This is a genomic window from Paenibacillus sp. S28, from assembly GCF_016624415.1.
GTDB lineage: Bacteria > Bacillota > Bacilli > Paenibacillales > Paenibacillaceae > Paenibacillus_AQ > Paenibacillus_AQ favisporus.
Genome location: NZ_JACVTM010000004.1, coordinates 479049 through 503098, shown reverse-complemented (window position 1 = coordinate 503098; position 24050 = coordinate 479049). Strand labels below are relative to the sequence as shown.

21 protein-coding genes are annotated in these 24050 nt (G+C 57.7%); 5 read left to right on the top strand and 16 right to left on the bottom strand.

What is annotated here, in order from left to right; genetic code table 11:
* Positions 1 to 2: 2 nt before the first annotated feature.
* The 6 genes from IAE55_RS13605 to IAE55_RS13580 all read right to left on the bottom strand — a co-directional run bounded on the left by IAE55_RS13605 (position 3) and on the right by IAE55_RS13580 (position 8223).
* Positions 3 to 1268 (bottom strand): ABC transporter substrate-binding protein, encoded by a 1266-nt coding sequence (locus tag IAE55_RS13605; protein WP_105441931.1) that lies wholly within the window; start codon positions 1266 to 1268, stop codon positions 3 to 5.
* Positions 1269 to 1399: 131 nt separating this feature from the next.
* On the bottom strand, positions 1400 to 2581 hold the full coding sequence (locus IAE55_RS13600) for a response regulator transcription factor (RefSeq protein ID WP_200632876.1): 1182 nt from the start codon (positions 2579 to 2581) through the stop codon (positions 1400 to 1402).
* Complete coding sequence (locus tag IAE55_RS13595; RefSeq protein ID WP_200632874.1) at positions 2541 to 4304, bottom strand: cache domain-containing sensor histidine kinase; 1764 nt, start codon at positions 4302 to 4304, stop codon at positions 2541 to 2543. The genes IAE55_RS13600 and IAE55_RS13595 overlap by 41 nt, the downstream gene beginning before the upstream one ends.
* Positions 4305 to 4517: 213 nt before the next feature.
* The gene (locus IAE55_RS13590; RefSeq protein WP_200632872.1) at positions 4518 to 6227 is read right to left on the bottom strand and encodes an amylo-alpha-1,6-glucosidase; all 1710 of its coding nucleotides are present in this window, start codon (positions 6225 to 6227) and stop codon (positions 4518 to 4520) included.
* A 183-nt stretch (positions 6228 to 6410) separates the two neighbouring features.
* The gene (locus IAE55_RS13585; RefSeq protein WP_200632870.1) at positions 6411 to 7307 is read right to left on the bottom strand and encodes a phytanoyl-CoA dioxygenase family protein; all 897 of its coding nucleotides are present in this window, start codon (positions 7305 to 7307) and stop codon (positions 6411 to 6413) included.
* Between the two features lie 133 nt (positions 7308 to 7440).
* Positions 7441 to 8223: an AraC family transcriptional regulator gene (locus IAE55_RS13580; protein WP_234489518.1), complete on the bottom strand. Its 783-nt coding sequence runs from the start codon at positions 8221 to 8223 to the stop codon at positions 7441 to 7443.
* Between the two features lie 212 nt (positions 8224 to 8435).
* Between IAE55_RS13580 and IAE55_RS13575 the strand changes: the two genes are divergently transcribed.
* A complete protein-coding gene (locus tag IAE55_RS13575) occupies positions 8436 to 9047 on the top strand; it encodes a hypothetical protein (protein ID WP_200632863.1) in 612 nt (203 codons plus the stop codon).
* Positions 9048 to 9190: 143 nt separating this feature from the next.
* Here the strand turns inward: IAE55_RS13575 and IAE55_RS13570 are convergent, their stop codons facing one another.
* Entirely contained in the window at positions 9191 to 9997 is an 807-nt protein-coding gene (locus tag IAE55_RS13570; protein WP_200632861.1) for a hypothetical protein, read from the bottom strand.
* Between the two features lie 83 nt (positions 9998 to 10080).
* The gene (locus IAE55_RS13565) at positions 10081 to 11643 is read right to left on the bottom strand and encodes a sigma-70 family RNA polymerase sigma factor (RefSeq protein WP_200632859.1); all 1563 of its coding nucleotides are present in this window, start codon (positions 11641 to 11643) and stop codon (positions 10081 to 10083) included.
* Positions 11644 to 11914: 271 nt separating this feature from the next.
* Here IAE55_RS13565 and IAE55_RS13560 point away from each other — a divergent pair, with 271 nt between their 5' ends.
* Entirely contained in the window at positions 11915 to 12541 is a 627-nt protein-coding gene (locus IAE55_RS13560; protein WP_145948304.1) for a DUF3298 and DUF4163 domain-containing protein, read from the top strand.
* A gap of 200 nt (positions 12542 to 12741) precedes the next feature.
* Here IAE55_RS13560 and IAE55_RS13555 read toward each other — a convergent pair whose 3' ends face one another.
* The 8 genes from IAE55_RS13555 to IAE55_RS13520 all read right to left on the bottom strand — a co-directional run bounded on the left by IAE55_RS13555 (position 12742) and on the right by IAE55_RS13520 (position 20495).
* Positions 12742 to 13602 (bottom strand): carbohydrate ABC transporter permease, encoded by an 861-nt coding sequence (locus IAE55_RS13555; RefSeq protein WP_105442000.1) that lies wholly within the window; start codon positions 13600 to 13602, stop codon positions 12742 to 12744.
* A gap of 105 nt (positions 13603 to 13707) precedes the next feature.
* On the bottom strand, positions 13708 to 14580 hold the full coding sequence (locus tag IAE55_RS13550; protein WP_076175638.1) for a carbohydrate ABC transporter permease: 873 nt from the start codon (positions 14578 to 14580) through the stop codon (positions 13708 to 13710).
* Between the two features lies 1 nt (position 14581).
* On the bottom strand, positions 14582 to 15664 hold the full coding sequence (locus IAE55_RS13545; RefSeq protein ID WP_200632857.1) for an ABC transporter ATP-binding protein: 1083 nt from the start codon (positions 15662 to 15664) through the stop codon (positions 14582 to 14584).
* Positions 15665 to 15718: 54 nt separating this feature from the next.
* Positions 15719 to 17035 carry an ABC transporter substrate-binding protein gene (locus IAE55_RS13540; protein WP_200632855.1) on the bottom strand — a complete coding sequence of 439 codons (1317 nt, stop codon included), beginning with the start codon at positions 17033 to 17035 and terminating at the stop codon, positions 15719 to 15721.
* Positions 17036 to 17253: 218 nt separating this feature from the next.
* Positions 17254 to 17850, bottom strand: coding sequence for a glycerol-3-phosphate responsive antiterminator (locus tag IAE55_RS13535; protein WP_234489516.1), 597 nt, complete (start codon positions 17848 to 17850; stop codon positions 17254 to 17256).
* A 44-nt stretch (positions 17851 to 17894) separates the two neighbouring features.
* Positions 17895 to 18737, bottom strand: coding sequence for a metallophosphoesterase family protein (locus IAE55_RS13530; protein ID WP_234489515.1), 843 nt, complete (start codon positions 18735 to 18737; stop codon positions 17895 to 17897).
* 103 nt (positions 18738 to 18840) lie between these two features.
* A complete protein-coding gene (locus tag IAE55_RS13525; protein ID WP_200632853.1) occupies positions 18841 to 19515 on the bottom strand; it encodes a hypothetical protein in 675 nt (224 codons plus the stop codon).
* Positions 19488 to 20495, bottom strand: a complete 1008-nt coding sequence (locus IAE55_RS13520; protein WP_200632851.1) for an ROK family protein — start codon at positions 20493 to 20495, stop codon at positions 19488 to 19490. The genes IAE55_RS13525 and IAE55_RS13520 overlap by 28 nt, the downstream gene beginning before the upstream one ends.
* A 304-nt stretch (positions 20496 to 20799) precedes the next feature.
* On the opposite strand from IAE55_RS13520, the gene IAE55_RS13515 reads away from it, so the two are divergent.
* The 3 genes from IAE55_RS13515 to IAE55_RS13505 all read left to right on the top strand — a co-directional run bounded on the left by IAE55_RS13515 (position 20800) and on the right by IAE55_RS13505 (position 24010).
* Positions 20800 to 21933 carry a CobW family GTP-binding protein gene (locus IAE55_RS13515; protein WP_200632849.1) on the top strand — a complete coding sequence of 378 codons (1134 nt, stop codon included), beginning with the start codon at positions 20800 to 20802 and terminating at the stop codon, positions 21931 to 21933.
* Between the two features lie 35 nt (positions 21934 to 21968).
* The gene (locus IAE55_RS13510) at positions 21969 to 22961 is read left to right on the top strand and encodes a permease (protein WP_183585383.1); all 993 of its coding nucleotides are present in this window, start codon (positions 21969 to 21971) and stop codon (positions 22959 to 22961) included.
* 107 nt (positions 22962 to 23068) lie between these two features.
* Entirely contained in the window at positions 23069 to 24010 is a 942-nt protein-coding gene (locus IAE55_RS13505) for a TIGR03943 family putative permease subunit (RefSeq protein WP_200632847.1), read from the top strand.
* The last annotated feature ends 40 nt before the right edge of the window (positions 24011 to 24050 follow it).

The window sequence follows — 24050 nt, the reverse complement described above, 5'->3', positions numbered from 1 at the left end:
TATTATTTCATGTAGCGCTCGCTGTCCTTTACGGCCTGGTTCAGCACATCCTGGGCATTGCTGCCGTGCATGACCGATTCCACTGCGGCGGAGAGCTGCCGGTTTACCTCATTCCACTTCGGATTCAGCAGGAACGCCGGGGTGTTGTCCGAACGCTCCAGCATCGTATAGTACGGCTTGTAAAGCGGATCCTGGTCCTTTTTCAGCTCGGTCACAACGCTTTGACGCACCGGAAGGTCGGCAACCCGCATTTTGATTGACGCATCGGATACGTAGAACTTGATGAACTCCCAGGCCAGATCCTTCTGCTTGGAATCCTTCGCGATCGACAGCGCCGATTCAGCCAGTACGCCTTTGACCGGTTTGCCCGGGAAGGCCGGCATTTCAACTGTGCCTACATCGACCCCTGCCTGACGGAACGATTCCAGCGGCCAGATGCCACTTTCCCACATGGCGATTTTGCCTGCCTTGAAAATGTCGTCGCCGCTCTGCTGCCCCTTTCCGCCGGTCAGCACGGCCGAGCCATTTTTCACCATGTCACCGAACATCTGGATCGCCTCTGCGGTTTCCTTGCTGTTCATGTAGCCGTCGATCGTCTTGCCGTCAGGAGAAATGAACGAGCTCCCGTTGCTCCATACGAACCCCTGCAGGTCGTAAGTGTCGTTCTCCGCGCGGACGCCGAAGCCGTACTGCTTCTTGGATTTGTCCGTCAGCTTTCCGGCCATCTCCTGGAATTCGGGCCAAGTCCAGCCGTCCTTCGGATGCGGCACGCCCGCCTCATCAAACAGCTTCTTGTTGTAATACACCACCCGCGTCGTAAAGCCCGCCGGAATGCCGTACAGGGTACCGTCGATTTTGCCGTAATTGAACAGGCCCTTGTAGAAGTCATCAATATTTAAATCCTTGTCTTTGTCCGCATAGCTGTCCAGCGGCTCCAGCGACTGGTGGTAAGTCGGAAAATCCCACATATACATGACGTCGGGCGGATTGGCGGCGCCGAAGCCCGCGGCGAGCTTCTGATCAAAGCCGTCCGCGTATGCCTCCACCTGCACCTTCGTGCCCGGATGGCTCTCTTCGAACTTCTTGGCGATGTCCTGCTCAATTTTGAGCGCATCCCCCGTATCCCAGGTGGCAAAACGCAGCGTCTTCTCCGATCCGGAACCGCCGCCCTGGCCGGCCGTTTCGGCCTTGCCCCCGCTGCCGCCGCAGGCCGACAGTGACATCATCAACGCCGCTGCAAGAACGATAAGTGAAACCTGTTTTTTCATATTGTCAGCTCCTCTCGCGAATGAGGCATCTCATTTTTGAACCGCTTTCATCGTAACGCTTTTGAAAGCGGTTCAAAACGTGCGTTCATCGGCAATTTGGCGTCTTTTTGTTTGAACTTTCGGGCGGGGTGTCAAACTGTCCGGTCCGATTCGCCTTTTTGCACGGTCCGGAATTGGCTTGGAGTCTGACCCGTGCTGCGCTTGAACCATTTGCTGAAGTATTTGCTGTCGCCAAGCCCCGTCCGCTCGGCGATATCCTGCATCGTCAGGTCCGTATCCCGCAGCAGTCCCTGGGCCAGCCGGAGCTTCCGCTTGTATTGGAACGCGATAAAGCTGTCGCCGACCGTCTTTTTGAACAGGATGGAAAAATGGCTGCGGCTGAGCCCGACCTCTTCCGCCAGCTCGCTCGCCGACCAGTCGGAACCGGGCTGCTCATGAAGCAGCCGCACCGCCTTTTGGATCGGCTCGGGCCAATCTCCGCCGGATACGCCGTACGCCCGTTCCAGCTCGGCCTCTTTATGCAGGGAGCGGAACGCTTCCGCGATGCCGCCGCTGGTGCCCAAGGGGCCCTTGGCGGACCATTTCAGCAAGCTATGGCTGCCCTTGGCTTCGATCAGCAGGCTGTTGGCCGCCTCCTGCATCCCTTCCGGCACGATCCAATAGCAGGCGTCACCGCCGTAGGGGATGACCGCTTCATTTCCCGAGCTGTGTACGAGCTGCTTCGCTTTCAGCCATTCGGCCCACGGCATGCCGCAGCCCTCCGTCCGGACAAGGTACACATGCACGTCCTGGCCGCCAAAACGCCATGCCTCCGCGCGAAGCCGCTCCAGCTCGGCGGGAAATCTTCCGCTGCTGCCGCTGAGCCAGCCGAACAGGAGCGCCTCCAGCTTCTCCCCGTCCAGCGGTGCCGGGGACGGACGCCGCTGAAGCTCCCGCCGCAGCTTCTCCAGCAGCCCTTCCAGCTCTTCGTCCTCAAACGCGGTCTTCAGAAGGTAGCCCGAAGCCCCCAACTGGATTCCCTGCTGCGCGTATTCAAAATCCCGGTGGCAGCTGAGCAGGATAATTTTCGTCCGTTCCTCGGCCTCCTTGACCCTGCGCAGCAGCTCGATGCCGTCCATCTCCGGCATCACGATATCAGTAATGACGATGTCCGGGCGGTGCTCCTTGAAGGCTTCCCACGCCTTCGCCCCGTTGGGCGCGTCGGCCACGACCTCCATACCGAACCGCTCCCAGGGCACCGTCGATCTCAGACCTTTGCGAACGATGCTCTCGTCATCGGCAATCAGCACTTTCAGGTTGTTTGCGTTCTCCATCCGGATGCTCCTCCTTTTTGGGCCAGCGAATCAGTATCGATGTTCCCTCTCCTTTGATTGAACGTACCGTAAGTCCGTACCGCGGGCCGAAATGCAGCTTGAATTTCTGGTCCGCGTTTCTTACGCCGAGACCGCCGCGGCCGCGGGGCTCGGGATTCGGAGCCAGCAGCTGCGCAAGTTTCTCCTCGCTGATGCCGGCCCCGTTGTCTTTGAGTTCCAGCAGCAGTTCCTCCCCCTGCTCCCGGACGCGCAGCTCGATGACCCCGGCCCCGTCGGTAAAACCGTGGAAAAAGATGTTCTCAAACAGCGGCTGCAGCGTCATCCGCGGGATGACAAACCTTTTCAGATCTTCCTCGCAGTCCAGCTTATACTGGAATACGACTCCATAGCGGATCTCCTGGATTTTCAAAAAATGCCCGATCATCCGCAGCTCCCGCTCCAGCATGACGAGCTCCTGCGATATATCGAGGTTTCCTTCGAGCACCATCGTCAGGTGATACAGCATTCGGCGGATTTCCTCCGCCCCTTCCAGCCTGGCCTTCCACTGGATCGAGTTCAGCGTATTGAAGAGCAGATGCGGATTGATCTGATAATGAAACGCCTTCAGCTCCGCCTCCTTCTTGAGGCGCTCGCTTCGCTCCACTTCCTGGACGAGCGACTGCACGCCGCTGACCATCCGGTTGAAGCTGATATCCAGGCTCCCGAGTTCGTCCCGTCCTTCGACCGGAACCCGTGTGTCCAGTTTGCCGAAGCTGACCTTTTGCATCGATTCCTTCAGGGAACGGATGCGCCCCGTAAACCGGGACGTAAACAGATAGGCCAGCCCGAAAGCGAGCAGGCAGGACCAAACCGCCACGATGACCGTGTTCGACCGGATGACTCCCGATGACTGATAAAACGCCTTGGCAGGCAGCCTTGCCTCGATCTTCCAATGATTGACGGACAGCGTCTTGTCCCAGATGATATCGTTGTCCCTCGGCGTAAAGGATTCCGCACTTTCGTAGACGGTCCGGCCGTCCGGCGCCTGAATCGAAAGATGCGCCTTCGTGTCCTCCTCGAACTGACGGAACATACGCAGCAGCTCCCGGGCGTCCTCCTCAATCAGGATCGTGCTGCCGTCCTGGGCGCCGCCCGGGTTCCGGATCGGCACGGCCAGTCCGAGGACCGCCGGGCCGGCTTGCTCCGAGGCGGATATCGCATGGTTCTGCATGTAGAAGCCCAGCCAATAAGGGCCGCTATTCGAGACGGGCATGCTCTTCCAGGCCGGAATACCGGCGAGCTTGCCGACGTCGAGGTTATTTTCGCCGTAGTAATAACCGGATGGCGTAATAATATAAATCCCGGCCGTCTTGTCGTTAGCCAGCGACCTCAGGACGGATTCGAAGTCGTTCTTCTCCATAATTTCGCCGTAGGTGACCGGCGGATCGCTCCCGAGGTCCGCATGGGCGGGATCCAGCAAATACGAGTAGATCGTCTGGCTCGTCTGCTTCATGCGGACCAGCATGGAGTCCGACTGCTGCTGCAGCTGGGCCACCGCGTTCTCGCCGTAACGGCCGAACTGGGAATTGACCGTCCTGGCGGACTGGTAGTAAGAAAGCGCCCCAAGCGAGAGCAGCGGGATCAGCGTCACAATCAGAAAGCATACGAGCAGTTTGGTCCGGATGCTGCGGTAAGCTCCTGCCGGAAGCCAGCGCCGCAGCGGTCCGTGCCGGCGGATATTCATGGCGGATCCCCTCCTCTTCACGGTAGTCGTCTATCTGCATTCTAGCATGGACGGACAGGGGACGGAGCCCTTTCGCCGCGCAATTGTTACCGCTTACAAGAAATCCGTGGTCAAGCGCCTTGTTTGCGGAAGCCGGCACCTTTCAGAAACGGGAAAAGCACTTCCCCGGAGGACTTTTCCAAAAAGTCCCTTCCGAAGAAGTGCATGATCCCGCTATAGTTCCCCGTATTCATGTCCAAGGATCAAAAATACGCTCGATGTCCAGGTAAAAGCCCTGTCCCGCAGCCCTTCCCCCGTCAGCGCGTCGAAGTTCTCAGCCATGCCGCTCTTGTTCAGCATGCGGCAGAACCGCTGCGCCACCTCTCTGGCGAGCTCCGTGTCCCCTGCCGCGGCGGCGCCTTCCACGAGCAGCATGGTCGACGGCGCCCAGATCGGCCCGCGCCAGTATCCGTCAGGCTGGTAATACGGGCTGCGGACGCTTTCGGTCGCCCAGCCGTTGCCGGTGAGGAAACGGCCCTCCTCCCGCAGCCCCTGCAGCAGCGCGGTCCGTATCTCTTCCGGCAGCCGGTTACCGAGCAGGATCGGCACGAACAGCAGCAGGCTGTCGCCTTGCGAACGCTCATGCGTCCCTGACCGGCATGCCGTGAAGCGGCCGTCCTTCCAGAAATGGCTTAGCATGGCGTCCAGCGTATCCCCGGCAAGCCGGCTCCACCGCGCCGCTTCCTCCGTCTCCCCCAACAGCCCGGCAATCTCGGCCAGAAGCTCCGCCTGCAAAATCAGAAACGCCGACAGATCCGGGCTTTCCACCGGAATGCCGTTATTGAAAGCCGTGCTGTTGTCCCAGCCGGAATCGTTGCCGTGATTGTACTGGGGAATGCCGTCGCCGTCGCCGTCCCGGTACCGGAACCACCAATCCGTCCATTTGGACAGCGGCCCGTATACTTCCCGAAGCTGCGCTTCGCCGATCCAATCGGTCCGGCGCATCATCCAGCCGAGCGTCCAGCCGTGGATCGGCGGCTTGTTGCAGTTCCACAGCTCGTACTTGTCGTTGATAAAATCGGGAAGCAGCCCGCTCTCATCCTGCCGGTCGAAAAAGATCATGAACTGGTCCCACGCCAGCTTCGGATCGTGGCGCACTAGCGCCATGGCGTTAAAGCAGTGATCCCAGCTCCATATATTCGTCATCCAGTTCTTCGACATGTACATCGCTGGGCGCGTCAGGCAGCCTTCGGCCGGAACGTGGCACGACCACGTAATGTATGCCGCCAGTTCCCGCCCTTCCTGCCAGCGCGCCGGCACCGTAAGGCTGTGATCCAGCCAGGCCGCAAATTCGGCCTCGGCTTCCTTCACCGCCGCCTCAAAAGGCTCCCAGGCCGGCCGCGGCTTCCACACGGTGCGGAACTCTTCAATAGCGAATTCGGCCGTACCCGCGGCACCGTCGGGCCTGAACTCAGCCACGATGCGCGAGCTCTTGATCTTGTCCCATATCACTTCCATCTTCATGCAGCCAGCGAGACGGGTCAGCATAAACCGGCATTCGTGCGTAAAGCTGTTCACTTCCCAGCTGCCGGGCACCGCCTCGTAGGCATAATCGTAAGCCGCCGGCTGAAACGTCAGCCGGATGCCGCAGCCTCTGGTCTGGAAGCGCGCGGTGCGGCTGTCCGAAATGCACAGCTCTGCATAACTACCGCTGTCGAGGGCTGCTAGCTTCACGTAGGCGGGATTGGCTTCGGCCTTGAACGGCAAAAGCTCACCGGCGTCATCCAGCAGCTCGATGCGAAACGCTTCCCCGAACTTGTCGTCCCCGCCCCGGACGGTGCGCAGGTACAGCCCGGCCGGTCTATTTTTACCCTCAGGCAGCAGCGATACCGCCAAAAACGTCTCTCTGCGGCTGAAGGGTACTACGTTCAGGTCAAAATTCATGGCTGTTCTCCTTTTATCCAGGAATATAACGCTTTCATTGTAAACTGCGGCGCCTGGAAGGGAAACGGCCAGGTGTTTCCATGTACCTGCACATTTGTTGGGGACGGCTTTATTTTCCGGGCAATCGTGTCTTTTTGTCAGGTGGGAGGGGGTGCGATTGTTAGATTCGGCAATTTGCCTCCCTTATACGCCCCATTCCTTGCGGGCATCGGCGACTGGCTTGGGCGTCGTTTTGCCCCATGCATAATGCCCCTTCGGCTTGCGGCCCATCCATCTCTCATCGACCGGCTCCGATGCGAGCTGATAACGGGTATCTGAGCTGATCCGGTAGCGGTCCGTCATGTTGTTAAGCGAAGTATGCATCATGTACATGCCGAAAATAATGGCATCGCCCGCTTCGAAAGATGTCGTGGCCCATTGTCCCCCAAACGTATCGACGATCTCAACCGGGTCTTCGGAAAACCAGCCTGTCGCGACATTGTCCCGGTCCACATCCATTTCGCCGTACGTTTGCTTAATCTTGCTGAAATGCTGGGAACCCAGGCACATGGCCAACGTTCCGAGCTCAAGCGGCGTATCTCCGAAAGGGGTCCACATCGTATATACGTTTTTGGTGCCCCTCCCCATATACACGACGTCGTAATGCGCGCCGGTATTCCCGCCATGGGCTACGGCCCGCGGCCATTTATAGTCGTATGTCATCGATTTGCCGTCAAGCAGACGGTCAAAAAAATCCAGGACCGAAGGATGGTTCACCACATCCAAAAATCGGGGAAAGTCCGCCTGCAGTTCTTCCGCGCCGCCGCCCCACATCATGCTGCGGTTGTCTTGGGAAATGCGCCCTTCGTTCAGTGGAGCCCCCGGCTCCAATCTGCCCATGGTCTGGAGTTTACGTAAAAACTCCTCCCTTGCGGACAACACCCGCTCGCGGTCGTGAAATCCGCGGATCAGCAGGTATCCCTCCTCCGCCAGACGCATTCTCAGCGCTTCCGTGTCCTCCAATATATCGTTGCTGCTGCGCAGCTCTGTCAAATACCGGCTTCCCATCACAAGCTCCCTCGTTCCGATCATCACGTTCATGCCGCTCTCTCCTTTCAAGGTATCACCGCATTCCTGCCGGAAGCGGAAGATTCCCCCTCATCATAGCCCCTGCTTCAGGAGAAAGTCGTTAATCGAAACCCGCCACAATTTACGCAAAACCGGACCGGATGCCTCAATGATGGTCGCGGCGCTGCCTCGTTCTCCACTCCGACGGTGGACAACCTTCGGTCTTTTTGAACCACAGCGAAAACGAGTGCAGCTGGGCAAAGCCGATCTGCTCGGCTATGGCCTGCATATCCTTGTCCGTCGAGCTGAGCAGCCACTTGGCTTCTTCCAGGCGGCACATCTGCTGATACTGCTTGGGCGTCATGCCGTAGGCTTTGAAGAACCGTTTGCGGAAGCCTTCCTCCGACAGGCCGGCCATCTCCGCGAGGCTGCCAATGACGATAGGTTCTTGAAGATGCCGGCGAATATAATCGCCTGTATGCGATACCGTGAACGACTGCTGGTCCGGGTGGGAATGCTCGTTTAAAAACAGCAGCAGAATTTCGATCCAGGCCATATCATTTCGGACCGGCTCTTTCAGCGTATACGAACGGCTCCTCAGCCATTCCCGGAACAGCCGCTCGTAGCGGTCCTGGTCGAGGCGGGATAAGGCAATGAGGCGCGGTTTGCCAAGGACAACCAGCCGCTCGAACAGCTCACGTACATGCATCGGGAGTCCGTCAACGAGCACAACCCCGAACCGGATCGGGGTCATCGCATGGAAAGAATGAGCGGATAAGGACGGGATCAGCGCGACATGCCCTGCTTCGACCCGCCTTTCTTCCTGTTCATGAACAAAGCGCCCGCTTCCTTCCAACACGACGGTGATTTCCAAATCAGGATGGCTCCACTGCCGCTCGTCCTCCCAGTCCTTGTCGTGGGTTCCGATAAAACCTCTAATTTCAGGCAAAATCGCCTCATCCTCCTTGTCCGCAAGCTTGGGCCAAGCCAAGCGCTTGATGCTGTTATGTTCACTATACATCAATCGCGGAGAGGAGCTACAGTCCCAAGCCTTATTGCTTGTCCATTCTTTTTACGTATCTTAGATGCGGGACATGGTATAATCAGGAAAACCTATGTTTTAATGGTATATTGACGATGACGATAAAGGAGGACTGGAACATGGGATGGTCGGAACTGCGGGCGGTGCCCAATGATTACGATGAGGAAATCCATGCGGTCGATACGCAGCTGATTGAGCTGCTCAACCACCGGAAAGCCCTGACGAAAGGATGCCGGTGTTTTCCGCCTAAGGAAGTGATGAAGGAGTTTGAAGAGATTTTCGGCTTGAAGCCTCCCTATTTGAACTGGCTGTTTCATTCGATTAACGGAGGGTTTCATCGCCCACGCTCCGACGGTCCCGGCGAGCTGCAGGGCATCCTGCAGATTATGAAAACGACCGTGCAGGAAGGGTACCAATACAGGATCACCCATGCGATGCAGCATGAGCATGGCAGTATTGTACATATCGAAATCAAACAGCTGGAGAATGTGGATGAATTCACTGATTTCCGCCCTCTTCTTCAGCTCGATGTTACTAGCCAAGATAAGGAATACAGTGTAGGGCGCAACGGATCCCGCGGTGGTGGAGGGATCAGCTCTATGTCCTTTCTCGTCGAACCGCGCCTGCCGGAGCAGCTGGACACTGTGGACTTTGCGCTGATCCCGTTCGAAGAGCCTATGGATTTTAGCCGGAAGGAGATCTTTCTGGATCAGGAGGTTCAATTCGAGTAAGTCCCCGTGGATGAGTAAAAACAGAAAGAGTCAGATCCTTATGTACACCAAAGCAAAGAAGCAGGTAAGATGCCTGCTTCTTTGTCATGATCTGAACCTATGGCCGGTAGTACGGCGTCTGCTCATCCTGCGAAGATTCCACATCAACAAGGAAATGATGCAAGGTGCTCGATGATGGACCCAAACGCCTCCACTTCGGTGAAAAAGCGCTCCGTGTCCTCCCCACAAAATATCGCGGTTACCGACAGGCGGAAGATGACCGCCCGTAACAGCATTTCCCGGTAATGCCCTTCATTCGGCAGCAAGCCAAGATCTGAGAGCGGACATCCCTGCCAGGCGATGCCGTCGCAGATGAGAATCGCTTCAGCATACGCCTGCGGGGCAACTGTCGGGGAAAAGTCGATGATCAGCGGACCGAGGGTCTCATCGAACAGGATGTTCCCGGCCAGATCGCCGTGGATCAGCTGAACGGGATATTCCCCGCTTCTCTTGACCTTTCCGAGCAGGCCCGCCAGGAAATCCCTCACGGGGACAGGAAATCCTGCCGGGGGCCCTTCAATCTGCCACGCGATCCGGTGGCCCCGGGACCAAGGATGGTCCGGCTCCGAAAACCCCTCATAAGGAATGCTGGCCAGATCCCGGTGGAACAACCGGGCGACCTTAAGCTTTTGTTCCAAACATCCTTGTACTTCCGTGCCCGGCTCGAACCGGCTGCACGTCCATCCATCGCTGACAAAAGACCCGTTCCGTGCCGGAACCGGTCTGGATACCCGGTATCCGCGCGGCTGAAGACCGTGCATGATGCCAAGCACCCACTCGTCATGCTGTATATTTTCCGACGGTTTGAGAACCGCGTCTTGTGCCTTCACCGATGTATTTTGCCCGCCTTCGAGAGGAACCGCCTCCCCTTGAAGCCCGAACGAATCCAGAATTTCCCTAGACAAAAGCATGGCCTCTCACACCCCCCTTCACCCTTCTATCTTACTGTATGGCAGCGATGATTTTGACCGGATTTCGCCTCCGATGGCCGTTCCTACTCACCGCATTTCACCAGCCTTCTCCGATCCTGATCCCAACGCCACACAGGACGGTCACCGCTCAAATGAACGCCTCCGTACCACCGGTCTATGCTGCACCGTTCCAGGTAATCCTCCCCGCGTAAAACCCGGGTCCCCCATTCCGTGATCTGGACCTTGCTGTCCCGAAAAGACGGAGAAGGTCCCGCATAGCCGGGAAAGGCTTCCGCCCCCTCCAGCGTCAGCAGCGGACTTGGGCCCGGACACAGGCTGCGCAAAACATCCCAGTACTGCAGGTCACCCATGCCCAACCCGTGCAGCCGGTCACCGATCTGCCTGAACAGGTCCAGCGGCGAATGAATCCCTTCGTTCACCTTTTCCAAAGTCATCTGCTCCACGATCCCCAGTCCGTTATAAACGGAAGGATAACGGGACAGGTGCAGCTCAAACGCCTCCCGCACGAACGGAAGCGCCGAGGTATCCTCCTCCAATAGCTGCTGAAGCTTCATCGGATCAGGTGAGGTGTATGCCTCCCAGACCCTGCTCCCCAGCTTCAGCTCTTCCGCTCCGATATGATGCCACGTTCCGGACAACGTCTTCAGCTGGCTGGCCGTTAGCTGACCGAGTCCGCGGAACAAGCCGACTCCCGGATAATCTCCGATACAGAGCAGATTTAGCTTCGTCCCGCCAAGAGACTGCCGTCCAAACCAGTGCAGCAAATAAGACAGCATCGTTTGGTCAAACAGGTCATGCTCGAACCACAGGACGACTTCGTCATACTGCCGGAATCCGGCCAGTTTTTGCTCCTGCTCCTCGCAGTTCCGGATAAACTCCTCAGCCGGAATGCCCATGTCTTTCTCGAGGTATCGCGCGCGGACCGCGCGGCTCTCCGATTCCGCCGGCTCCAGAAACACCGGGCCTTCCGAATATACCTCGCGCCATACGAGGATATCCCCCTGAACGACTCCCTGCTTGAGCGTCTCGGCGACCGTATCGCCGTTAACAATATGCAGCATGCGTTTTCCTCCTTCGTGTAAATGCTTGAATACATGCGCGAAATCAGCGACCGGCAGCGTGCCCCTCAGCTTGCGGCGTGCGTCGAACAGCCGCTTTTTGAGCGTCGTCACCGGCGTTGCCGCATACTCCGAAATTTCCTGCAGACTATAGCCGTGAAAATAAAACAGCTGGACCGCCTCCCGCATGCCGGGCGATAAGGCCTGGACCGAATCGTGAAGCATCCGGTACAGCTCCTGCCGCACCACGACCTCTCCGATATCCGGCTGGTCGGGTGCAGTCACTTCCCCTTCCTCCAGCGCGGAAGTCTGCGGCTTTCTGCGAATCAAGCGATAGCACTGGCGATGCACAATCGTCCGCAGCCACCCCGGAAAGGCGTCCGCTTGCTGCAGCCGGCTAAGGTGGACGAATGCTTCCGCAAACGCCTCCTGCACCGCTTCCTCCGCCAAATCGTGATCCTGCAGCTTTCCGTATGCGGCCGTATGCGCCATCGCATAATACTGCCGGAAGAGACGGTTTAGCGCATCCCCGTCTCCCTGCCGGGCTTGTTCAATGATCTGCCGCACACCCACTCTCCTCCCTTTGATCTTGGTTTCAACCCTATAGTGCAATATCAGATCCGTAAGGTTACATGAGCCTCGGAATATTTTTTAAATATGCTGAGCCTGTTCAGACAAATCGGCTTAACGCGGCGTGACCACTGTTCTCGTATTTACATTATATCGATTAGATCGGCTGACCTCAGGTGGAAGTGAGCTCCCGCGCTCCATTCGCGTCACCGAATGCCCAGGCCAGGAATAGGCTGGTGTATACCATTCAACGATTGGAGCGAACCGCATGCCTCAATACGTACCGCCGGTCACCATCCATACCGTCACCTTTACGGCCCCCGGCACGGTGATCCACTATCCGCAGGTAACCGGGCTCGCCGACAAAACGGCCGAAAACAAAATCAACCATACGATCATCCGTACGATCCAGGACATGCAGCGCGCCCAGCAGGCGGTCCAGACGGGAAGCCAGCCGGAAACGACCGGAAATTTCGAGATCAAAACGAACGAGCGCAGCATTCTCAGTCTGGTGCTGAGCAACTACACCTATTCCACGCCGATGGCGCATGGATACACGATCGCCAAGGGATTGACCTTTTCCATGCAAACGGGGAATACCTACACCTTGTCCAGCCTGTTCAAACCGGGCTCCCCTTACCAAGCGGTCCTGACCGCTGCCGTCAAGAAGCAGGTCCAGGAGCGGAATCTTCCGGTACTGGATGCGGGGAGCATCACAGTCGCGCCTAACCAGGATTTCTACCTCGCCGACAAGGCGTTGGTGCTCTTTTACCCATTGTACGCGATCACACCCTATTATGTCGGTATTCCGATGTTCCCGATTTCGGTCTATGATCTGCAGGACATCGCCGCTGAAAACGGCCCGCTTACGATACTTGCCGCAGATGTCGTGTGAAGCAGCGCCCCAGGTGACAGGAGCTGAGCGGCCGGCCGTGATCCATTTTCGCAGCCTAAAGTCACCCGATATCTAAAGGTTGGATACACCGAAAATACAAAGAGCCGCTTCCGTATCGTCCGATAGACGAAGGAGCAGCTCTTTTACACGTAAGCCTGCGTTCATGGTCACTGTGATACATGTGGCACACAGCATACCTCTTACTTGACGCCGTTGTACACAAACGCTTTAATGATATGCTTTTGCGCCAGGAAAAAGGCGGCCAGAATCGGCGCGACCAAAATGACGTTGCCGGCCATCAGGATGTTCCAGGTGCCGCCGCCCTCGACCTCGCGGATTTTGGCGATGCCGATCGGCAGCGTTCGCGCCGTTTCGTTCGTCGTCATGACGAGCGGCCAGAAATAATCGTTCCAGTGCGCGATGAAGCTGAACAGGGCAAACGTCACAAGCACCGGTTTCACCATAGGCACCATGATGCGGACGATGATTTTCCATTCCTTGGCCTGATCCAGTCGGGAAGCCTCCACCAGCTCCTCAGGGATCTGCCGGAACGCCTGCCGGAGCAGGAAGATGCCGAACGCGCTGGACGCGAACGGGAGGATCAGCCCGAGATGGGTGTTCAGCAGCTTGAAGGCGCTCAGCTCCAAATATACCGGCAGAAAGATGAGCTGGGTCGGGATCATGAGCGTCACCATGACCAGGCTGAACAGAAAGCCGGAGCCGACAAACCGGTATCTGGCAAATGCGTACGCAGCCGGAATGATCGTCAGCATCTGCAGCAGCAAAATGCTGACCGAAATGACGGCGCTGTTCGTAATGTAATGCAGGAACGGCCCGGTTTGCCACGCGGAGGCGTAATTGCTCCATACCGGATTCCGGGGAATCCACTCCGGCGGGAAGATCATCGTCTCCGGCAGCGTTTTGAGGGAGGTCGAGAGCATCCAGACAAACGGCATGGCAAAGATGAGGACCAGCAGCAGCAGCGCCGCCACGTTCAGCGCCTTCAGCAGCAGGACGGCCGCGGAGCGCAGAAGGGCAGGTCTGCCCGGCGCTTCCAGCATGCGTCCTCCGGGAACGGCGACGGTATGCCCGTCAAAGGCACGGTTTGCGGGTTCCACGCGGTTTTCCCCCTTTTCTAAGATCATAGAAGCAGAAGTCGTTACCGGTTAACGGTAATGAACACGGCTGGACAGCAGCCGGAAATAGACGATAGTCAGGATGCCGACGATGAACAGCAGGATGACCCCGGCTGCCGAGGCATACCCGATTTTGAAGAAGCGGAAGCCGGCCTCGTAGATGTAATACACCAGCGTATTGGTCGAGTTGACCGGGCCGCCCTGCGTCATGATCGCGATCGTTTCGAACACCTGGAACGACCCGATCAAATTGATGATGACGAGGAAAAAGATCGTCGGCGACAGCATCGGCAGAATCAGCCGCGTGAACGTCGTCCACGGTCTGGATCGGTCCAGGGAAGCCGCCTCGTATATATCCTGCGGAATGCTCTGCAGCCCCGCGATAAACACGAGCGTGTTATAGCCGAGCCCTTTCCACACGGCCACGATCACCAGGGAGATCAGCGAGGTGCTCGGATGGGACAGCCATTCCAGCTTCCCGAAGCCGAACAGGCCGATCACCCAGTTCAAGAGCCCGTATTCGGGGTCCATCAGCCAGCTCCACAAGAGCGAAATCGATACGAGCGAGATGATATGGGGGCTGAAGATCGCCCCCTGTACCAGGCCGTAGAAGAAGCCGCTGCGGTTCAGCCAGATCGCCATGAACAGGGAGAGTCCGGTCGTCAGCGTAACCGTCAGCACCGTATAAAGGGTCGTGTTCGACAGCACCTGGCGGAAATCCGGCTCCGACAGCAGATCCACGAAGTTCTGGATGCCGACGAACGTTTTTGTCGGGCTGACGAAGTTCCAGTCGAACAGGCTTAAATACATCATGTAAAAAATCGGGTAGATAAAAAACATGGCAAAGACGATAATTGCCGGCGCGACCATGCTGTACGGGCGCAGCCGTTCCCAGACGGTCATGCTACACCCCTCCTGCTATCAGCTGCCGCGAGGAGGTCTCCTCGTTCGCCGCGCCCGCCGTCTGCACCCGGCTGCCGTTCAGGCTGAAATAATAGAGATGCCCGTGCGGTACGGCGATGCGCACGCGCTCCGCTGTCACCAGCGGCTTCAGAAACGTTTTGACAAAGAACGCTCCCGCCTTGGAACGGATCTGATAGATGTGCTCCGCCCCCAGGCTCTCCCGCGTCAAGATGTCTCCTTCGAGAACAAGCCCTTCCACCGGTCCGTCCGGATTGATCTGTGCATGCTCCGGCCGGAAGCCCACATGGTAGGCTCCGGACTCGGGCTGGACGCGCAGCCCCTTGATGTCGCCGACCTTCATGATGTTCATCGCCGGCGTGCCGATAAACTGGGCGGTGAACAGGTTGGCGGGCTGCTCATACAGCTTCATCGGCGAGTCCGCCTGCTGGACCGCCCCTTCGTTCATAACGACGATCTCGTCGCCCATGGACATGGCTTCGACCTGATCGTGCGTCACGTAGACGAAGGTCGTGCCAAGGCGTTCATGCAGCTGGATCAGCTCGGTCCGCATCTGGTTCCGCAGCTTCGCGTCCAGGTTGGACAGCGGTTCGTCAAGGATAAACACCTTCGGCTGCTTCACCATCGCCCGGGCGAGCGCCACGCGCTGGCGCTGGCCGCCGGAGAGATTCTGCGGCTTCTTGTCGAGGTAAGGCCCAAGTCCGACGATTTCCGAAATGTCGGCGATCAGGCGCCCCCGCTCCTTGCGGGAGACGCCGCGGTTCTTAAGGCCGAACTCGATATTGCCCCGGACCGTCATGGTCGGGTACAGCGCATAGTTTTGGAACACCATCGCCACGTCCCGCAGTCCGGGCGGCGTGTCGTTCACGCGCTGGCCGTCGATGAGAATATCTCCTGCGGTCTGTCTTTCCAGCCCGGCCACCATGCGCAGCGTCGTCGATTTGCCGCAGCCGGACGGACCGACCAGGACGGTAAACGAACCGTCCCGGATCGTCAGGTTAAGGTCCTGAATCACGGTTTCTTCCTTGTATTTCTTGCAAATGCCGATCAGCTCGATTTGGGCCATGCCGAATGCCTCCTTGTTTGGCGGGTCTGTTTCATTGCCTGACAGGCTCTAAGCTTACTTGCCAAGCAGCTTATCCGACTTGGCCGCGGCTTCGTCCAGCGCCTGCTGCGGCGTCGTCTTCGGATCGATAATCGCCTTCTGGATCGCATCGCGGACGATCTTGGCGACTTCCGGATATCCGTTCTCCATCGGGCGCGGTCTCGCGTATTTCAGCTGGTCGACGGCGACTTTATACTGCGGATACTGGGTAAAATGCTCCTTGAGCTCCTCGCTTTCCACCGCCGACGTGCGGGTCGGCAGGTATCCGACATGCTTATGCTGGTAAATCGTGTTTTCCTGGGAGGTCATCCATTTCATGAATTCCCATGCCGCCGCCTTCTCCTCGGCGCTGCTCTTCGACGTCATGACGAGCTGGCATCCGCCTGTCGGCACACCGTAATCCTTGTTGGCCGGCATGAAGGCCGTCTCCAGCTCAAAGCCGTTGCCCTTGGCGATTTCCAAGCTTTGCGATACGCCAGCGGTCGAGGCGAACTTAAACGCGGAAATTTGGTTCGCCCAATCCTTGTCCGCCGTATCCCCGGCTTCGTCGCCGACCGGCATTTTGATCAGGCCTTCGTTCACCAGCCGTTTCCAGAAGTCCACCGGCGCCACGCCGGCCGCGTTGTTGAAGGTTGCCTTTTTGCCGTCCTCGCTCAGCATCGTGCCGCCGCTTTGGGCCACCAGCGCCTCGTAGAACCAAATATCGACCGGCACCGTCATGCCGAGCTTGCCTTTCTCCTTGAGCACTTTGGAGTACTGCTCAAACTCATCCCACGTTTTGGGCCCGGATGGATCGAGACCGGCATCCTTCAGCATCGTCACGTTCTTGTACATAATCGGAGTACTGCGCATAAAAGGCAGCCCGTACAGCTTGTCGTCCACGTAGGCGTTCCCCATCAGTCCGGGGATAAAATCGTCCAGCTTCAGCTGGTCCTTGTCCTTCTCGGCGTATGAGGTCAGGTCTTCAAGCATGCCGGAATGGGCGAACACGCCCGTGGAGGCAATTTCCAGATCCGTGACCGCCGGGGCGTCCCCAGCCGCAAAAGCCGCCTGGACCTTCGCATGAAGATCATCGTAATTCCCCTGATGCTCGGCGACCACCTCGATCTTGTCTTGGGACTCATTGAACGTTTGGACCATATGCTGCTTGGCTTCCTCGATCTTGTCGCCGAAGGCGTACCAGTACTTGATGACGATTTTTTTATCCGGCTTGGCCGCTGCCGCTTCTGCTGTTTCGTTGCCGGCCGCCTTCTCGGCTCCGCCGCCGCATCCGGCCAGCATGCCCGTCATTACCGCGGACAGTGTAAGCAGTGCGATCTTTTTCTTGAACATCGATTGATTCCTCCACCCTTGAATTTGGTTTATGTTTGCTGTGGAACGACGGCTGCAGCCCAAAAATAAAGAAACCCGAATACCGCCGAGTGGGAACGCTGGCATAGCGCTCTCTCGACAGATCAGGTTTCTCCATAACTCCAACCGTTCTATTTACTTGTCGATTTCATCATAAGGGACAACTATTAACGCGGTTTATGCGGAATATTAACGGGACATCAAATGATCTTTCTTCTCCACAGCTCGGGACGGGATGCGGAAATGGCCGTCGCTCCCTGGTCCAGGCACTCCTGTGCGTGGCTGTGCTCATACAGCAGGCCGCCGGTAATGATCGGGACTTCCGTAAAGCTCTTCACCCTGCGGATCATGTCCGGAATGCGGGCAGGCATCAGCTCGATGATGTCCGGCTCGGCCTGGGACAGGCTCTTCGCGATGTTCTCCAGCCCTTCGCTGTCGACGAGAAAGAAACGCTGCACCGTGAGCAGCCCCATTTTTTTGGCGGTTTTGATGACGCTGGTTTTGGTCGAAATGATGCCGACCGGGCGGATGCTCTTGGCCAAATAGTCCAGGCCGTAATGGTCCGTGCTGAGCCCGCCGATTTTTTCCAAATGCATGAACACCGGCAGAGCGTGCTCCCGGAATACGTTCACATAGCCTTTGGCGACACCGATATGGCCCATCAGCAGGAAGACGCCGCTCAGCTCATCCCGATGCTTTAAGGCGATTTCAATGTGGCGGGGGTCTTTGATGGAGGCAATCCGTTTATGCTTGGCGAGACCTTTGAAAAAATGCTCCCGGGTCATAACGTCATTCATGCGTGTACAGCCTCCCTTTCACGAAGGTCGTGATTACTCTATATTCAGATTTGCGGCGCAATCGGCAGCGGAACGAGCAGAGCCCGGTCGTCCTCCATCCCTCTGGCATCCGGATTCGGGCTGAAATGCTTCATATGCTGGTGAAGGAGCGCCATGTGATCCGGCAGCGTCGGGTCCATCACTTCGACCGGTGTGATGCGGATCGCGTCCTCCGCGATATCGACGATCCGGAAGCCCGGCTGATCCAGGCAGGCCGACAACTGCACGAACGACCAGTCCTGCCGGTGCGCGATCGAGTCCATATGCGTATGGCCGTTGAAATAGATGCCGATGCCCTGCTTTTGGTTCAATATGCTCCACATGTCGATGATGGGATGAATCGAGCCCTTGTCCTTCTCTGAACCCGCCGTCGTATTGTATACGGGGTGATGGCCGAAGACGAGCAGCGGCTTGTCGCCCGACAGTCCGACCTGCTCCTCAAGCCAGCCGAGCTGCTCGGGATCGAGCCAGCCGCCCCAATCCTTAAAATCCATTTCCTTGGCCGTGTCGAGAAACACGAGCATCGCTTGATCTGTGTCGATGGCGTGGTACCTCTCCTGGCCCGTAATCTCCAGCACCTCGGCTCTGCGCTGCGCATACAAGTCATGATTGCCCAGCACGTGAATGAACGTCTTGTCCTGGCGGCGAAGCAGGTCGTACACTTCGCGAAGCTCGGAGGCCGTGCCGAAGTTGGTGAGATCCCCCAGCGAAATATACAGGTCCGCTTCCTGCTCCAAAAACTGCTCCAGCACCGTTTGATAGAATGCACGCCGTGCTTCCTTCAGCCCCGGTACCGACTCGTCGATTTCGTGGTAATGCAAATCACCCAACAGCGCCAATCTCATCATTTCTCTCCTCCCGGCTTGTTCGAATTGGATTTTTCCTCCTTCATCTTATCGATGGATTGTTTCCGATCCGTTAATTGGGAAGGCTGATTATGTAAAATTACGGTTAATTGATTGTGGTCACGCTTCCGTTGGAGGGGAGGGATTCATCCTGAGTGACCTGATGGATGATGTTTCCGCTGCGGTCATAGCCCGTAATTTCAAACTTCGTGCCCTGCGAAGCGTCCATAAACACGTAGAACAATTTGAAATTTTGCTCGACGGGAACGATCTGTGCCTGCTTTTCGTAGCCGGTGGGATCCTTGACCACAATGCGGCTGATGTCGGGATGCAGGGCGATGCCGTAATACATTGGAAAGGGAGAGCTGCCGAATTCCGTGCCCTCTGTCTCAGGCATGTACATGGCAAAAAAGCTCTCCTTCCGAGCCTCGGCGTCGGAAAGCCCGGGGTGATAGTTGGAGGCTCCGAAGCTTCCCCCATAGCCCCACCTCCAGCCTTTTTCGATTTTCTTTACATATTCTGCAACGATGGTATATCCTCCGCTGGGTGTCTTCCGCAGGAAAAAAGCCACCTCCCCGTCAGCAACAGGACGCTCATCGATCATATAGGACACGTATCCCTCGCCCCGGATCTTCTCAATCGCCTCCACCACCGTCGGGCTCCCTTCCGCTTTCCTGTCTTGAAGGCCGAACAACTTTCCCTCGAAAGCGTAAATAACGACCAGGATGATCGCAGCCAGCACCAGCAGCATAATCAGCCTGTTAGCCCACTGTCTGACCATGAATTCCCTCCTTTCAAACGTCCGTCCGCATACACGGCGGCGCCCAGCATCCCGGCCCTGTCCCCAAGCTCGGCCTGCACGATGCGGCAGACACCGGCGGACAGCTGCAGCGCATGGCGGGCTACCGTCTCGCGCACCGGGCGCAAGAGACGCTCCCCGGCCGCGGCCATGCCGCCGCCTACAATGATCATTTCGGGATTCAGCAAATTGATGGCGTTCGCTAATCCATACCCGAGAAGCTCTCCCGTCTCGTGCATCACTTCAATAGCGAGCGCATCCTGCCGGTCATAGGCATCTGAAATGAGCTGCGCCGTCATTTGCGAGTTATCGTTGCCCGTCCATTCCTGAATGACGCTCTTCCGTCCTTCCGCCAGCTTTTCCGCAAACGTTCGGACCATGCCCACCGCGGACACGTAGCGGCCTAGGCAGCCCGAGCTGCCGCAGCGGCACGGCCGCCCTTCCCTGTACATGTTCATGTGGCCGATCTCGCCTGCGCTCGAAGACGTGCCGTAGACAACTTTCCCTTGATAAATTATTCCCGAGCCCAGTCCGGTTCCCAAAGTAATGAGCATCAGGTTCCTGCAGCCCCTTCCGGCGCCAAACCGCCACTCCCCGTACATGTTGACGCGAACATCATTATCGATGAAAACCGGAAAAGCGAACTCCTCCCGCATCCGGTTTACGACGTGGATATTTTCCCATTCCGGAAAGTTGGGAGACAGAATCGACAGCCCTTCCCGCGGATCCAGGAGCCCCGGAATGCCCATCCCCATGCAGCTCACGTCCATCGGCCCGATCCCCGCTTCCTTCATCAGTTCATGAACGATCCGCTTCATCCGGTTCAGCACATGCTCCGGTCCCTTGTCCGCTTCGGTGGCGTCCATTCTTTCCGCGGCGATCCTCCAACCGGCATCCGCGTCAAATACCGCCGATTTGATCCGGGTTCCGCCGAGGTCCATGCCAATGACAAATTTGCTCATGCCTTCCTTTTCCTCCTCCGGAAATCCTTGGTCGCTGACATAAACCTATCATAAACGACTTCGGTCCGGATATGAATGGATCTATAGCATTCTTTTCCAGATTTCTCCTCAGCAGGTTGCTCTGTAATGGCATCAATCGCCGCGGTTCTGAATCTATCAGCACCTTCCGGACCGCCATATTCATAGGCATTAAATCGTAATCTTTACGTATAGATAAAATGGGAGAAAAATTCACGCTTGGTACAGGCCGTATCCCTGGGCCTGCTCTATATTCGACAACGAGGATAAAGGAGATGAATCGCACATGGTAACGCCCGTCATCATATTAAGTGGATTTTTGGGAAGCGGCAAAACGACGCTGCTGCTGTCCGTGCTCAAGGAGTGCTCGGCCCGGGGGCTGACCCCCGGCATCCTGATGAACGAGCTGGGCAAACGGGATGTGGATGGAACGATTCTGGAGGAACAAGCGGGGGTTCAGGTGCAGAAGCTGCTGGACGGATGCGTCTGCTGCAGCCGGAAAAGCGAGCTGCCGCAGGGTCTATCCACCCTGCTGGAGCGGTCGCCCGACGTCATCGTCATCGAGCTCACCGGCGTAGCAGATCCCGAAGAAATCCGCTGCACCCTTCTGGAGCCGGGGCTTGCCGGCCGGGTACGGCACCATTATACGGTGACGATGCTCGACGCGGAGAACGTGCTGGAGTTCAACAGCCGCTTCTCCGCCGACAAAGAGCTGGTCCGCACGCTGCGCAAGCAGATCGAAAGCGCCGATCTGGTCGCGGTCAACAAGCAGGACCTGGCCGCCCCGGGTACGATCGGCAAGATCGAAAGCATGATCCGTAAGCATAATCCCGAGGCTGCGATCGTATACACAGAATATAGCCGGATTGACCTGTCCAGCCTGCTGGAAGGGATTGACCGCCGCCAAGGGTCCAAGGCATCTGCTGTCTGGGCTGGTGCACAGACCACAGCGCAGGAGGCGCTGAGCAGCCAGGCGCAGCACAGGTTCCGTGAAGCTGTTGACCCCGCCGCTTCGCATGCTCACCACCTTGCCCATAACGGTCACGGTACGGGATCTACGGCCACTGCCCACGCGCATGAAGTGCATGGCGGCCACGGCGGGCATGAACATCATGACGAGGCGGTCTCTTTTTCCAAAGTCAGCACCGTCACGCTGACCTTTCCCCCGGCGGAGCAAAGTCCGGCTTCCCTGTCCAGGGAGCGGCTGGAGGCGTTCTTCCGTGAGTGCGGAGACGCGCTTCTTCGCGCCAAAGGGCATGTGGCGCTCGCCCGCCATGAACCGGTCCAGCTCGTCCAGTATGCCGGGACGCGCACGTTCTGGGAAACCTCCCGTTACCCAGGCGCACCGTATCTCGTCATGATCGGCCTGAATTTGAACGAGGCGCGGCTGAAGGAACGCTGGTCCGAACTGTTTCGTTAAGCTTCATTATTCCTGTGGAAGGAGCTGATCCCGCCATGACCACCCTCTCCCCTTTTAAAATCGTCCCGCTGCTTCTTCCCGCCGCCTTTCTGATCATCCTGCTCGTCCTGTGGCTGCCGGAGCGCATCGAGCTGCTGGATAACGTCTATATGGACACGTTCAAAACCAGCTTCGTCGGCATTCTGCTGGAGGCGCTGCCGTTCGTGCTGGCTGGGGCGCTGCTCTCATCGCTGCTGCAGGTGTTTGTGCCGGACGAGGTTCTGTCGCGCTGGATTCCGAAGAAGCCGGTTCCGGCCATCCTGTTCGCCTGTCTCCTCGGCGTGATCTTCCCGGTGTGCGAGTGCGGCATGATCCCGCTCGTCCGCCGGCTCATTCATAAGGGCATGCCCGTATATGTCGCAATCGTGTTCATTTTATCCGGACCGATCATCAATCCGGTCGTCTACGGAGCCACCTTCATGGCGTTCCGCAGCCATCCGGATCTCGCATACGCCCGGATGGGACTGGCCTTCGCCGTCGCTTTCCTGATCGGGCTCATCGTCTACGTTACGGTAAAAAAATCGCCGGTGAGATGGTCGATGGAGCGGGAAACCGGCGGGAATGCTCATCTCCATGCCGCACGTGGCGGCCGGCTGGCGTCGGTATTCGTCCATACGTCGGACGAGTTTTTCGACATGGGCAAATATTTGATCATCGGCTGCCTGCTGACGTCGGCCATTCAGACGTTTATGGTCCGGGAAAGCCTCTCCGCCATCGGCGGCCATCCGCTGGGCTCGTATCTGTTCATGATGGGGCTCGCCTTTGCGCTCTCCCTGTGCTCCACGTCGGACGCTTTTGTCGCTTCCACCTTCCTGCACACCTTTCCCGCCGGTTCGCTGATCGCGTTCATGGTGCTGGGCCCGATGCTGGATTTCAAAAACGCCATGATGCTGATGGCGCTGTTCAAAACCAAGTTCGCCCTCTATCTGTTCTTTCTGATCGCCGCCTGCGTCTTTGTCGGTTCGGTTCTGATTTCAGCCTGGTTGTAAACTTTTTGGCGGATGTATCATTCGATCTGGTGTGGACGCCCATGCCAGGAACACGCCCGCGCAAGATGCGAGAACCCAATACCTAATCCGACTGGAGGTAGAGCCAAGTGAACGACTCCCGCAGCATCCGGCTGCATTACCTGTTCCGGGCGGCCGTGCTGGCGGCTTTCGCCCTCTATATTCTGCACCTGATGCAGCAGGACGCGCTGCATTATTACGTCGCCCCCGCCCTGGCGAGATGGATCCGGCTGTGCCCGGTTCCGCTGGGCCTGATGGCGCTCAGCCTGGTGATCCAGGCACTGCTCGGACGCAGCCAGGTGCTGTGTAACTGCGATCACCGCCTGCCCGCCGGCTTCTTGAAAAGCACCGGCCTGTACGGCCTGTTCGTACTCCCGCTGCTGCTCGGGTTTCTGCTGCCGGATAAGGCCCTCGGCAGCATCGCCGCCGCCAAGAAGGGCATCTCCCTCTCCTATTCCGCGATGGAGCCAGAGAAGGCTATTCCCAGCGCATCCACGGTGCCGAACAAGTCAATTACCAGCGCCCCCACAAATCGGGATACGGCCGTCACCTTCGAGACCACCGATCCGTATGCCAAGGAATTCGCCGAGCTCGCCAAACTGCTGTACGCCCAGCCCGTCATCCCGGTCTACCCGGCGATTTACTCCGAGACGTTCGGGGCGATCGAGATGTTCAAGGAGCAGTTTGAAGGCAAGGAAATCGCCGTATCCGGCTTCGTTTACCGCGACCAGACAAGCGGAGCAAGCGGCCCCTTCGCGGTCAGCCGCTTTCTGGTGCAGTGCTGCACGGCGGACGCCACCCCTTTCGGCATTATGGTCGATCCCAAGCAGAAGCTGACCTTACCGGCCGATTCCTGGGTCAAGGTACAGGGCAAACTGAAGATCGTGTCCCAAGGGGGCAAGGATTTGATCGAGATCGAGGCTTCGCAAATCACGCCAATTGTCCAGCCCCAGACCCCTTACATCTATACGAGCGCTGACTCGGTCGCCGCCTGGAAAGAGCTGCAGAAGGACGCCGCCAAGGCAAAATAGCAGGAAATGACCGACAAAAAAACCAAGAAGACTCCGGAAC

What these genes read in the sequence shown, in the direction of transcription:
- IAE55_RS13605 (WP_105441931.1), bottom strand. Translation starts at nt 1,268, where the DNA reads ATGAAAAAACAGGTTTCACTTATCGTTCTTGCAGCGGCGTTGATGATG.
- IAE55_RS13600 (WP_200632876.1), bottom strand. Translation starts at nt 2,581, where the DNA reads ATGGAGAACGCAAACAACCTGAAAGTGCTGATTGCCGATGACGAGAGC.
- IAE55_RS13595 (WP_200632874.1), bottom strand. Translation starts at nt 4,304, where the DNA reads ATGAATATCCGCCGGCACGGACCGCTGCGGCGCTGGCTTCCGGCAGGA.
- IAE55_RS13590 (WP_200632872.1), bottom strand. Translation starts at nt 6,227, where the DNA reads ATGAATTTTGACCTGAACGTAGTACCCTTCAGCCGCAGAGAGACGTTT.
- IAE55_RS13585 (WP_200632870.1), bottom strand. Translation starts at nt 7,307, where the DNA reads ATGAACGTGATGATCGGAACGAGGGAGCTTGTGATGGGAAGCCGGTAT.
- IAE55_RS13575 (WP_200632863.1), top strand. Translation starts at nt 8,436, where the DNA reads ATGGGATGGTCGGAACTGCGGGCGGTGCCCAATGATTACGATGAGGAA.
- IAE55_RS13570 (WP_200632861.1), bottom strand. Translation starts at nt 9,997, where the DNA reads ATGCTTTTGTCTAGGGAAATTCTGGATTCGTTCGGGCTTCAAGGGGAG.
- IAE55_RS13560 (WP_145948304.1), top strand. Translation starts at nt 11,915, where the DNA reads ATGCCTCAATACGTACCGCCGGTCACCATCCATACCGTCACCTTTACG.
- IAE55_RS13555 (WP_105442000.1), bottom strand. Translation starts at nt 13,602, where the DNA reads ATGCTGGAAGCGCCGGGCAGACCTGCCCTTCTGCGCTCCGCGGCCGTC.
- IAE55_RS13550 (WP_076175638.1), bottom strand. Translation starts at nt 14,580, where the DNA reads ATGACCGTCTGGGAACGGCTGCGCCCGTACAGCATGGTCGCGCCGGCA.
- IAE55_RS13545 (WP_200632857.1), bottom strand. Translation starts at nt 15,664, where the DNA reads ATGGCCCAAATCGAGCTGATCGGCATTTGCAAGAAATACAAGGAAGAA.
- IAE55_RS13540 (WP_200632855.1), bottom strand. Translation starts at nt 17,035, where the DNA reads ATGTTCAAGAAAAAGATCGCACTGCTTACACTGTCCGCGGTAATGACG.
- IAE55_RS13535 (WP_234489516.1), bottom strand. Translation starts at nt 17,850, where the DNA reads ATGAATGACGTTATGACCCGGGAGCATTTTTTCAAAGGTCTCGCCAAG.
- IAE55_RS13530 (WP_234489515.1), bottom strand. Translation starts at nt 18,737, where the DNA reads ATGATGAGATTGGCGCTGTTGGGTGATTTGCATTACCACGAAATCGAC.
- IAE55_RS13525 (WP_200632853.1), bottom strand. Translation starts at nt 19,515, where the DNA reads ATGGTCAGACAGTGGGCTAACAGGCTGATTATGCTGCTGGTGCTGGCT.
- IAE55_RS13520 (WP_200632851.1), bottom strand. Translation starts at nt 20,495, where the DNA reads ATGAGCAAATTTGTCATTGGCATGGACCTCGGCGGAACCCGGATCAAA.
- IAE55_RS13515 (WP_200632849.1), top strand. Translation starts at nt 20,800, where the DNA reads ATGGTAACGCCCGTCATCATATTAAGTGGATTTTTGGGAAGCGGCAAA.
- IAE55_RS13510 (WP_183585383.1), top strand. Translation starts at nt 21,969, where the DNA reads ATGACCACCCTCTCCCCTTTTAAAATCGTCCCGCTGCTTCTTCCCGCC.